The sequence below is a fragment of the Pseudomonas sp. GM24 genome (assembly GCF_000282235.1).
GTDB lineage: Bacteria > Pseudomonadota > Gammaproteobacteria > Pseudomonadales > Pseudomonadaceae > Aquipseudomonas.
The window spans coordinates 1-10255 of record NZ_AKJR01000001.1; the positions used below are offsets into that span (position 1 = coordinate 1).

Annotated in this window: 8 protein-coding genes and 1 pseudogene; 3 read left to right on the top strand and 6 right to left on the bottom strand. The window is 59.3% G+C overall.

Annotated elements, in window-relative coordinates; translation table 11 throughout:
- Window positions 1–1349 (bottom strand): annotated as a pseudogene (locus PMI23_RS00005) (type IV secretion protein Rhs); the annotation flags it as partial.
- Between the two features lie 246 nt (window positions 1350–1595).
- Here PMI23_RS00005 and PMI23_RS00010 point away from each other — a divergent pair.
- Complete coding sequence (locus PMI23_RS00010; RefSeq protein ID WP_007916451.1) at window positions 1596–2291, top strand: HAD-IA family hydrolase; 696 nt, start codon at window positions 1596–1598, stop codon at window positions 2289–2291.
- A 72-nt stretch (window positions 2292–2363) separates the two neighbouring features.
- Here PMI23_RS00010 and PMI23_RS00015 read toward each other — a convergent pair whose 3' ends face one another.
- Entirely contained in the window at window positions 2364–3110 is a 747-nt protein-coding gene (locus tag PMI23_RS00015; protein WP_007916450.1) for a 3-oxoacyl-ACP reductase family protein, read from the bottom strand.
- 127 nt (window positions 3111–3237) lie between these two features.
- Here PMI23_RS00015 and PMI23_RS00020 point away from each other — a divergent pair, with 127 nt between their 5' ends.
- Entirely contained in the window at window positions 3238–4164 is a 927-nt protein-coding gene (locus PMI23_RS00020; RefSeq protein WP_042704851.1) for a LysR family transcriptional regulator, read from the top strand.
- A 120-nt stretch (window positions 4165–4284) separates the two neighbouring features.
- On the opposite strand, the gene PMI23_RS00025 is transcribed toward PMI23_RS00020, so the two are convergent.
- The 3 genes from PMI23_RS00025 to PMI23_RS00035 form a co-directional block, all read right to left on the bottom strand.
- Complete coding sequence (locus PMI23_RS00025) at window positions 4285–5013, bottom strand: aspartate/glutamate racemase family protein (protein ID WP_007916448.1); 729 nt, start codon at window positions 5011–5013, stop codon at window positions 4285–4287.
- A 55-nt stretch (window positions 5014–5068) separates the two neighbouring features.
- Complete coding sequence (locus PMI23_RS00030; RefSeq protein ID WP_007916447.1) at window positions 5069–6607, bottom strand: NCS1 family nucleobase:cation symporter-1; 1539 nt, start codon at window positions 6605–6607, stop codon at window positions 5069–5071.
- Window positions 6608–7184: 577 nt separating this feature from the next.
- On the bottom strand, window positions 7185–7919 hold the full coding sequence (locus tag PMI23_RS00035) for a phosphoadenylyl-sulfate reductase (RefSeq protein ID WP_007916446.1): 735 nt from the start codon (window positions 7917–7919) through the stop codon (window positions 7185–7187).
- Window positions 7920–8084: 165 nt separating this feature from the next.
- On the opposite strand from PMI23_RS00035, the gene thrH reads away from it, so the two are divergent.
- Window positions 8085–8702: a bifunctional phosphoserine phosphatase/homoserine phosphotransferase ThrH gene (gene thrH, locus PMI23_RS00040; RefSeq protein WP_007916444.1), complete on the top strand. Its 618-nt coding sequence runs from the start codon at window positions 8085–8087 to the stop codon at window positions 8700–8702.
- A gap of 131 nt (window positions 8703–8833) precedes the next feature.
- Here the strand turns inward: thrH and pabB are convergent, their stop codons facing one another.
- Window positions 8834–10177 carry an aminodeoxychorismate synthase component I gene (gene pabB, locus PMI23_RS00045; RefSeq protein ID WP_007916442.1) on the bottom strand — a complete coding sequence of 448 codons (1344 nt, stop codon included), beginning with the start codon at window positions 10175–10177 and terminating at the stop codon, window positions 8834–8836.
- Between the last annotated feature and the right edge of the window lie 78 nt (window positions 10178–10255).

A 10255-nucleotide genomic window follows, 5' to 3' on the forward strand; every position in this document is an offset into this window, starting at 1 on the left:
ACCGGGCAGCCGTTGGTGCAGGTGAAGGGCACGCAATCGGCGCTGTCGCCGTTGGGGTTTTTCGCCTGATCCGGCGAGTCGTCGTGAGGCTCATGCCGTTCCATTCGACTCGAAGCGCCAGGCTTGTCCCGCACCACAGGCGCCGGATTCGGCACCGTCAACACCAGCGAATCGGCCTGACGAATGTTCAGCGGTATCGACGGTGTCGGTTTCAACTCAACGTCACGCGCGTGAAACATCAGTGGCTTCAACGCGCCCGCGTGTCTATTCAGCTCCGGCGCAGAAGTCAGTTCCGCCAACCGCAACGCGGATGCCGCCAACCACTCTCGAGCCCGGGGCGACTTGATCTTCGCCAGCACTTTGCTGCTCAAACGCAGTGGCACGCCGACGCCACCCGACAACGACGTCAGCAGAAAACCGATCAGCAGTTCGGCCCGCACCTCGGCCACCACTTCAGCCAGATACTGCGGCGGGAGCATCTTTAGCCAACTGGTAAACGCGGCCAGATGAATGAACAGCAGCGGTTCGTCACTGAGGACCAGCAGACCGTTGGCAATGGCGTCGCTGGAGGCATTCAACAACGCCTCAAGCTCGGCCTCGCTGAGGTATTCCAGCAATTTTTCACTGTTGGCCTGCAAATCGGCGAGCAGGGCGAATACCTGGCGGATGTCATCCCAAACACCATTCAGTGCTTTCTCGAATCCACGCCAGTCGGCCTGTTGCAGCTGACCGTAACGCTCAAGAAATCCGGCGCTGGAAAACTCCGTCCACTGTGGTTGAAACCCTGCCCACTCAGAGCGCAGCCAGCCCTCCAGGCCTGCAATGACACCTTGATAAGAGGCATACAGAGCACGCACATGGTCGGTGGAAACATCGGGAAAGAAGGTGATGCGATAACGCTGGCCCCGATCGCAGTCGGTCACCTGCAGAATGCCGCTGGGGCCGATGGTGTAATGCAGCGCTTCGCCGAAAGTCAGCACGCCGCCGACATCGGCAAGCACCGGCTCGAGGGTCACCGGGGTATCGCCAATCGGCACAAACCGCGCGGCGTCGAACATGTGCACCAGCGTCAGCGCCCCGCTGGCCGGGCACATGACCACCGATGAACTGAGCGGCTGACGCGACTTGATCGGCGCGCTGAGGCGCACGTCGTTGCCGACAGTAAACACCTGCTCGACATCCAGCGCGGTCCCGGTCCAGAACTGCTCGGCCCAAGCGTCGTAGTGGTTCAGACACAGGTGAAACTCGCGGATCAGGTGTTCGAAGTCCGGCTCATCGGGATTCAAAGCAGCAACAACGAGCAGGCCGATGCTGTTGTTCAGGACCAGAAGCCGATCGGTTGGAAGCATTCGCAGTCTCTCGCGCACATCAAAAAGGTGCGGGGACTTTGCGGGGGATCAATCAGGAAAGAAGTCGGGCGAGTAGGTGTTATCTGTAGGATGTTTCGCTAAATATCCGCGAGTAGTTCATCGCCCAACAAACATTGCCCGTTGCTCAATGTCCGTCGCGCTCGTTATGCTGCTGAACCCTTTAATCAGATCCGCGTAGCGGCACCAACCGTGCCGCCCGGGATGTCTTTGTTAACGGATCCGATGATGAATGCACCGCTGAAGGCGTTCGGCCCGATCAAGGCCGTGATTTTCGATATGGACGGTTTGCTGCTGGACACCGAGGGCATTTACACCGAAGTCACCTCGCTGATTGCCCAGCGTTACGGGCGCACTTTCGACTGGAGCATCAAGCAGAACATCATTGGTCGCGGGGCCAACGATCTGGCCAATTACGTGGTGCAGGCACTGGATCTACCGATCACCGCCGAAGAATTTCTGGTGATTCGCGAGCCGCTGATGCGCGAGCGTTTTCCCACCGCACAAGCGATGCCGGGTGCCGAAGAGTTGATCCGCCATCTCAAGGCGCACAACATCCCGATTGCCGTGGGGACCAGTTCCTCGCGTCAGTCGTTCGGCCAGAAAACCACGCTGCACCGCGACTGGTTCGCGCTGTTCGATTTCATTGTCACGGCAGACGATCCGGAAGTTGGCGCGGCCAAACCGGCGCCGGATATCTTTCTGACCGCTGCCCGACGCTTGGGCGTGGCACCTGAGGATTGCCTGGTGTTCGAGGATTCACCGTTCGGTGTGACCGCCGCGAAAGCCGCCGGCATGACCGCGATCGCCATCCCCGATGCCGCCATGGCCGATGAAAAATACGCACACGCTGACGGGATTCTTCGTAGCCTGAAAGCGTTCACGCCAAGTGCCTGTGGCTTGCCGGCGCTGGAATGGGCGTAAACATCTGACAAAAAAACGCCGCCCCTGTGTAAACAGAGGGGCGGCGTTTTTCGTTCAGTCGACTCAGATAAATCAGGCGCCGAAACCACCGTCTATGGTCAGGCTGGCACCGGTGATGTAACCGGCTTCCGGGCCTGCCAGATAGGCAACGAAACTGGCGATTTCTTCGGCTTTGCCGTAACGACCGACCGCCATCAGCGGGATCAGGCTTTCGGCGAAATCACCGTGCGCCGGGTTCATGTCGGTATCGACCGGGCCGGGTTGCACGTTGTTGACGGTGATGCCACGAGGACCGAGGTCGCGGGCCAGACCTTTGGTCAAACCGACCAGCGCCGATTTGCTCATCGCATACACACCGCCGCCGGCGAAGGGCATGCGGTCGGCGTTGGTGCTGCCGATGTTGATGATGCGTGCGCCTTCGCCCATGTGCTTGGCGGCTTCCTGGGAAGCGATGAAAACGCTGCGAATGTTGATTGCCACGGTCTGGTCGAAATCTTCGAGTTTGAAGTCTTCCAGCGGTGCAACAGCCAGCACACCAGCGTTGTTGACCAGAATGTCGAGGCGGCCAAAGGCTTCGACCGTGGCGCTGACGGCGTGGCGGATGGCGGCGGCATCGGCGCTGTCGGCCTTGATCGCCAGGGCTTTGCCGCCGTTGCTGGTGATGCTGTTCTGCAACTCTTCGGCTTTCGCCGCGGAGCTGACGTAAGTGAAGGCTACTGCAGCGCCTTCAGCGGCCAGACGTTTGACGATGGCTGCGCCGATACCACGGGAACCGCCTTGAATCAGAGCGACTTTGCCGCCGAGGTGTTGAGTGGTCATGTTCGATCTCCAGAGTGTTGAAGGCGGGAGTGCCTTGGTGTTGGTGGCGAGTATCGGCGTAGTATCGACAACTGTGTAGACCATGATTGCTATAGTCTGTGTAAACCAGAAGTTTATAGTGGCGATCATGGAAACCTTCAGCAGCATTGAATGCTTCGTGCGCAGTGCCGAAGTCGGCAGCTTTGCCGAGGCCGCACGACGCTTGAGTCTGACCCCGGCAGCCGTCGGCAAAAGTGTGGCCAAACTCGAGGTTCGGCTCGGCGTGCGGCTGTTCCAGCGTAGTACACGCAGCCTGACACTGACCGAGGCAGGACAACTGTTTCTGGATCAAGTCAGCGGTAGCCTGACCACCATTCAAAATGCCGTGGCCAATCTCTCCAGCGTCGAAGGGCTGCCGGCGGGAACGCTGAAAGTCAGCATGGGCGCCGCGTTTGGCTGTCTGCATATCGTGCCGATGCTGGGTGAGTTTCTGCAGCGCTACCCCGCGATCAATCCGGACTGGCATTTCGATAATCGACAGGTCGATCTGATCGCCCAGGGCTTTGATGCGGCCATCGGTGGCGGTTTCGAACTGCCGCAAGGCGTGATCGCGCGCAAGCTGAGCCCGGCGCACCGGATATTGGTCGCGTCTACCGACTATTTACAGGCCCATCCGCCGATCATCGAGCCGGATGACCTTAATCATCACGACGGCATTCTGATCCGCTCGCCGCAGACCGGACGCGTGCGTTCCTGGCAATTGACCGGACGCAATCCACAGAACTGTCAGCCGTTGATGCTCAAGGCGCGGATGACCATGAGTGATTCCGAGGCCGCTTGCAGGACAGCAGCACAAGGCTTGGGCATCGCGCTGGTGAGCATGCCGTTTGCGGTCGGGTATCTGGAGGCGGGGACGTTGCAGCGAGTGCTGCCGGAATGGTTTGTCGATGATGGCAACATTTCGATTTACTACGCCGAGCATAAGTTGTTGCCGGGCAAGACTCGGGCGTTTGTCGATTATGTGATTGAGCAGTTTGCGGAGCAGGGGTTGGCGCGGCGGTTCAGTGCTATCTGAGCAAGGTATCAGACCGAGGTGTGGCCTTCGCGAGCAGGCTCGCTCCCACATTTGGAGTGCATTTCCCCTGTGGGAGCGAGCCTGCTCGCGAATGGGTTGACTCGGTTTTCGCTGATGACCTCAGCGGGCAAACCGCCCCGGCCAGCCAATGATGTTCTTCGGCCGTGGCGTTGCATAAGTCCGCACTTTCGACGTCGACAAGCGCAAGCGCACCAGCGATTCCGCAATCGTCACCGCTGCTGTCACCCCGTCCACCACCGGTACGCCAGTGCGTCGACGAATCTGTTCATCCAGCCCGGCCATGCCACCGCAACCCAGGCAAATCACCTCGGCTTTGTCCTGCGTCACCGCCAGTTCAGCCTGATGCACGATCGCTTCCAGCGCACGCTGCGGTTCGTGCTCCAGCTCTAGAACGGCCAGACCACTGGCCCGAACTGAAGCACACCGATCCCACAGACCGGACAATTTCAGCCGATCCTCAATTAATGGCACGGTGCGATCCAGCGTGGTCACCACCGAATAGGCATGGCCGAGAAACATCGCCGTACTCGCCGCCGCATCAGTGATATCCACCACCGGCACATTGAGCAATTCCTGCAGGCCTTCGCGGCCGTGCTCGCCGTAACCGGCCTGAATCACCGCATCGAACGGCTGATCGTAAGACATCACCCGATCCATTACCGCGATGGCCGCCAGATAGCTTTCGAAGTTGCCTTCAATCGAGTCGGCACCGAAGTACGGCGTCAAACCGACGATTTCGGTACCGGGTGACGCAACAGCCTGCGCCGAGCGGGCGATGGCTTCGGTGATGGATTCGGTGGTGTTGACGTTGACCACGAGAATACGCATGGGGAAATCCTTATAGCGGGCAGTTCTGCGGCCCGAAGTCCGGGCCGCGAGGGAGTTAATGGCAGACGTTGTCGACAGCGATCAATTCGCCGCTGATGTCGGCGTAGTGCGGTTGGCGTTTGGCGATGATCAGATAGAGCATTCCGGCGATCCCGGCGCCGATCAGCCAGGAGAACGGCGAGACACTGTGGAAACCCGGGACCAGCGCCAGGACGATGGCAATCAACGCCGCAGGAATAAACGCCGCCACCGCGCGGAAATTGACGCCTCGGCTGTAGTAATAGGCGCCGTTGGGATCTTCGCTGTAGAGCTGCGGCACGTTGATCCGGCCTTTGCGGATCAACCAGTAGTCGACCATGATCACGCCGTACAACGGGCCGAGCAGGGCGCCGAGGCCAGACAGGAAGTACACGATCACCAACGGGCTGTTGTAGAGATTCCACGGCAGGATCAACACGGCGATGGTGGCGCTGATCAGCCCGGCGCGGCGGAAGGTCAGGTACTTCGGCGCCAGGTTGCTGAGCACGAAGGCCGGGGCGACGAAGTTGGCCATGATGTTCACCGCCACGGTGACGATCAGGAACGCCAGGCAACCGAGTACCAGAAAGAAGGTGTTGGGAATCGAGGCAATGATCTCGGTCGGGCTCTCGATGATCCGGCCATTGATCTGAAATTGCGCACCGCACAGCAGGACGGTAATCGCAGCGAACACCAGAATATTCACCGGCAAACCCCAGAAGTTTCCTACCTTGATGGTCTTGCGGCACGGCGAAGAGCGGGCGAAGTCGCAGAAATTCAGAATCAGCGTGCCGTAGATCGCCAGCCACAACGCGCCGCCAGCAAAAATGTTGCGCCACATCTCGCCACCGGTCAGCGGTTCGCGGATCGACCAGGCGATGGTCGCGTCCGCCTGGAAGTACATCCACGCGGCGAGGGCGGCCACGGTCAGCAGAATCACCGGCCCGGCAAACGCTTCATAACGGCGAACCATCTCCATGCCATAGGCCAGAATCGCCAGCTGCACAAACCAGATCGCCACGAAGCACACCCAACCCAGCGTCGACAGGCCAAGAATCGAGTCGTGGTCGTACTCGGCGAAGCCCGGATGCACGGCAGTCAGCAGTACGCGGAAAACCACTGACGCCAGATACGTCTGAATCCCGAACCAGGCAATGGCGATTACTGCCCGGATCAGTGCAGGAATTTGCGCGCCGTGGATGCCGAAACTGATCCGGCTGATCACCGGAAACGGCACGCCGGTTTTCTGCCCCATGTAACCGGACAGGTTCATGAAGAAGTACACCAGCGCCGCGCCGATCCCCAGCGACAGCAGAATCTGCCAGCCACCCAGACCCAGGGCGTAGAGGCCGATGGCGAACGAGTAGTTGGCGATGTTGTGCACGTCATTCGTCCACAGGGCGAAGATGCTGTATTTGCCCCAGCGCCGACCTTCGGCCTTGGTCGGCGCGAGATCATTGTTGTGCAGGCGCGGACTGAGTTGTAACGGCTCGCTCAGACCGTCATGAGGTAACGGTTGAGCGGGGACAGAGGCGGGCAGATTCAGCGCGATGTTGTTGGAGAGACTTGTACGCATTCCGGCAGGCTCCTGATGTTCAAGGCTGCGATGACTGTGCATAAGCCGTCAGGCTCGACAAATCTTCGTCGCAGCAGTGAAAGCATCACTGGTTACGGGGCATCTGCAGCCTGTACGGGATAGGGCGCTTCAGGCTTGCGGATCGAAAGTGGTTTTATGTTTTGCAGTTTTGTATACAAAACATGCATGCACCAAAGCCAGATTTGTGCCAGTTGCGGATCTATAGGCGGCCGTGTTCATTTCGAAAAGTTATCGATGAGTGCTAAGTCTTTGAAATTGGCTGGTTAAAAATTGACCGTTCGAACAGGTATTTATTTTTGGCGGGGGATTTTGATGGCGGGCGGAGGCGAGGGGCTTTTGGCAGGGATGTAACTTTTCAGGGCGCTGAAAGTAAAAAGTGCACACATAAATGGCACCGATGGTGACATTCGTGTGTACACATTTCTGGGGTCGCTACAAATCCATGTAGGAGTGAGCCTGCTCGCGATAGCGGTGTATCAGCCAAAAAATTCATAGACTGAGACACCGCTATCGCGAGCAGGCTCACTCCTACAGGGGGAATCAGCGCGGCAGGGAGTTACGCTTTGCTGATGATATTCCCTGCATGCAACCCGCATTCTTTCTGCGTCGCCTCTTCCCACCACCAGCGACCTTCGCGCTCGTGCTGGTTCGGCAGCACCGGACGGGTGCATGGTTCGCAGCCGATGCTGATAAAGCCGCGTTCATGCAGGCTGTTGTACGGCAGTTCGAGCATGCGGATGTAACCCCAGATCTCTTCGCTGGTCATCTGCGCCAACGGGTTGAACTTGTACAACGTACGCTCCGGCGTGGAGAACGCCGTGTCGACTTCCATCACCGCCACAGCGCTACGCGTGCCCGGGCTCTGGTCGCGGCGCTGGCCGGTGGCCCAGGCTTTGACGCTGGACAGTTTGCGCCGCAGCGGTTCGATCTTGCGGATGCCGCAGCATTCGCCGTGGCCGTCCTTGTAGAAACTGAACAGGCCTTTTTCCTTCACGAACGGCTCCAGTTTCGTGTAGTCCGGCGACACCAGTTCGATGTCGATCTTATAGTGCTCGCGTACCTGATCGATGAAGCGGTAGGTCTCCGGGTGCAGACGGCCAGTGTCGAGGCTGAACACCTTGACGTTCTTGTTGAGCTTCCAGGCCATGTCCACCAGCACCACATCCTCGGCGCCACTGAAAGATATCCACAAGTCATCGCCGAACTCGGCAAACGCGAGTTTGAGAATGTCCTGGGCGGATTTGTTGGCATAGGTCGTGGCGAGTTCCACGACGTCGAACGTTGCACTCATCAGGGCGGCTTCCTACAGGTCGGTGGCGCTGGGCGCTCTATATGGGGCCGATGGTAACAAAAAGCTGCACGGCTCGGGGGCCTGCCGTGCGTTGCGCGTCTGCCTGTGAGTCGCTAGAGTTCGGCATCGCTCGACTCAAATAATCAATACAAACGGGAGTGTCTTGTGGAAATTGCTTGCCTGGATCTTGAAGGGGTGTTGGTGCCGGAAATCTGGATCGCCTTCGCCGAAAAAACCGGAATCGAATCCCTCAAGGCCACCACCCGGGACATTCCCGATTACGACGTGCTGATGAAGCAACGTTTGCGCATCCTCGATGAGCACGGTTTGAAGCTGTCGGACATTCAGGAAGTGATCGCCACACTGAAGCCGCTGGACGGCGCGGTGGAGTTCGTCAACTGGCTGCGCGAGCGCTTTCAGGTGGTGATTCTGTCGGATACGTTTTACGAGTTTTCACAGCCGCTGATGCGCCAGTTGGGCTTCCCGACCTTGCTTTGCCATCGTCTGATCACTGACGAAACCGGGCGGGTGACCAGCTATCAGTTGCGTCAGAAAGATCCCAAGCGCCAGTCGGTGCTGGCGTTCAAAAGCCTGTATTACCGGGTGATTGCAGCGGGGGATTCGTATAACGACACGACGATGCTGGGCGAGGCGGATGCGGGGATTCTGTTCCACGCGCCGGAGAATGTGATTCGCGAGTTCCCGCAGTTCCCCGCGGTGCACACCTTTGCCGAGTTGAAGCAGGAATTCCTTAAGGCCTCAAACCGCGACCTCAGCCTGTAAACCCAACCACCTGACGATCATTCCCACGCTCTGCGTGGGAATGCCTCAACGGACGTACCGCGTTCGGCTTTGGATGGGACGCGGAGCGTCCCGGGCTGCATTCCCACGCGGAGCGTGGGAACGATCATTACTCAGAGGTTTTGCAGGGTTTCGAGGAGGATTCTGACTTTGGTGATCGACTCCTGATACTCAGCCTGCCAATCCGAGTCAGCGACAATCCCGCCACCGCCCCAGCAACACACCTGCCCATCCTTGACCAACAGACTGCGAATCGCGATGGAGCTGTCCATCTCGCCGCGCACGTCAAGGTACAGCAACGAGCCGCAATACAACCCGCGCCGGGTCGGCTCCAGTTCATCGATGATCTGCATTGCACGAATCTTCGGCGCGCCGGTGATCGAGCCGCCGGGGAAACTGCCGGCAATCAAATCCAGTGCGTCGCGATCATCGGCCAGTTCACCGGTGACGCTACTGACCAGGTGATGCACGTTCGGATAGCTTTCCAGGCTGAACAACTCCGGCACCCGCACCGAACCGATGCGGCAAGTGCGGCCGAGGTCGTTGCGCAGCAGGTCGACGATCATCAGGTTTTCCGCACGATCCTTGGGGCTGGCCAGCAGTTCGGCGGCGTTCGCGGTATCTTCGGCTGGCGTCAGGCCACGGGGGCGAGTGCCTTTGATTGGCCGGGTTTCCACCTGACGCTGGCTGACTTTGACGAAGCGCTCTGGCGACAGGCTCAACACGGCGCCGCCATCGGGCAGGCTCTGGAAACCGGAGAACGGCGTTGGGCAGGCCTTGCGCAATGCGCAGTAAGCCAGCCATGGGTCGCCCTGGCACGAAGCGCGGAAGCGTTGGGCGAAGTTGACCTGATAGCAGTCGCCGGCCTGAATGTAATGCTGAATGCGTTCGAAGGCCTGACGGTAGTTGTCAGCCGAGAGATCGGCGGTCATTGGCTGGTTCAGTTTGAACGGCGCCATCAACTCGACAAGCGGCTGACTGAACAGCGCGATCAGCCGCTGTTTCTCGCTATCGATCACGGATGGATGAAACACCAGTTGACTGCTGGCCGTCTGGTGATCGCTGATCAGTGCCCAGGCGTACAGGCCAAAACGTGCATCCGGTAATTGCAGATCATCGCGGGCCTGGCTCGGCAGGTTTTCCAGATGGCGGCCGAAGTCGTAGCTCAGATAGCCGATCAAACCGCCGGCGAAGGGCAGGTCGAAACCCGTTGGCAAATCAGCTTCGCCGAGGCGATTCAGATTGTCGCGCAGACGCTGCAGGAAGTGATCGCCGCTTTCGTCCGGCATTACCGCCAGTTGTTCCAGCGGCCAGGCGCTGAGCAGGTCATAACGGCCACGGTCGGCACTCGGTCGGCCGCTGTCGAGCAGCACGGCGCCAGGCGCGTTGCGGATGGCCGCGAAATAGTCGGCGGGATTGGCGCGGTAGGGCAGCGGGTGTACGGAGCAGGTCAACATGGGCGGGGCAGATCGGCCGTTGAGGCGGGGAGGGGATTGTAGTCCTCTCTCGGCTGTCAGATCAAAATCAAAAGCCTA

Coding starts and splice junctions, on each gene's coding strand:
- PMI23_RS00010 (WP_007916451.1), top strand. CDS start 1,596: ATGAATGCACCGCTGAAGGCGTTCGGCCCGATCAAGGCCGTGATTTTC.
- PMI23_RS00015 (WP_007916450.1), bottom strand. CDS start 3,110: ATGACCACTCAACACCTCGGCGGCAAAGTCGCTCTGATTCAAGGCGGT.
- PMI23_RS00020 (WP_042704851.1), top strand. CDS start 3,238: ATGGAAACCTTCAGCAGCATTGAATGCTTCGTGCGCAGTGCCGAAGTC.
- PMI23_RS00025 (WP_007916448.1), bottom strand. CDS start 5,013: ATGCGTATTCTCGTGGTCAACGTCAACACCACCGAATCCATCACCGAA.
- PMI23_RS00030 (WP_007916447.1), bottom strand. CDS start 6,607: ATGCGTACAAGTCTCTCCAACAACATCGCGCTGAATCTGCCCGCCTCT.
- PMI23_RS00035 (WP_007916446.1), bottom strand. CDS start 7,919: ATGAGTGCAACGTTCGACGTCGTGGAACTCGCCACGACCTATGCCAAC.
- pabB (WP_007916442.1), bottom strand. CDS start 10,177: ATGTTGACCTGCTCCGTACACCCGCTGCCCTACCGCGCCAATCCCGCC.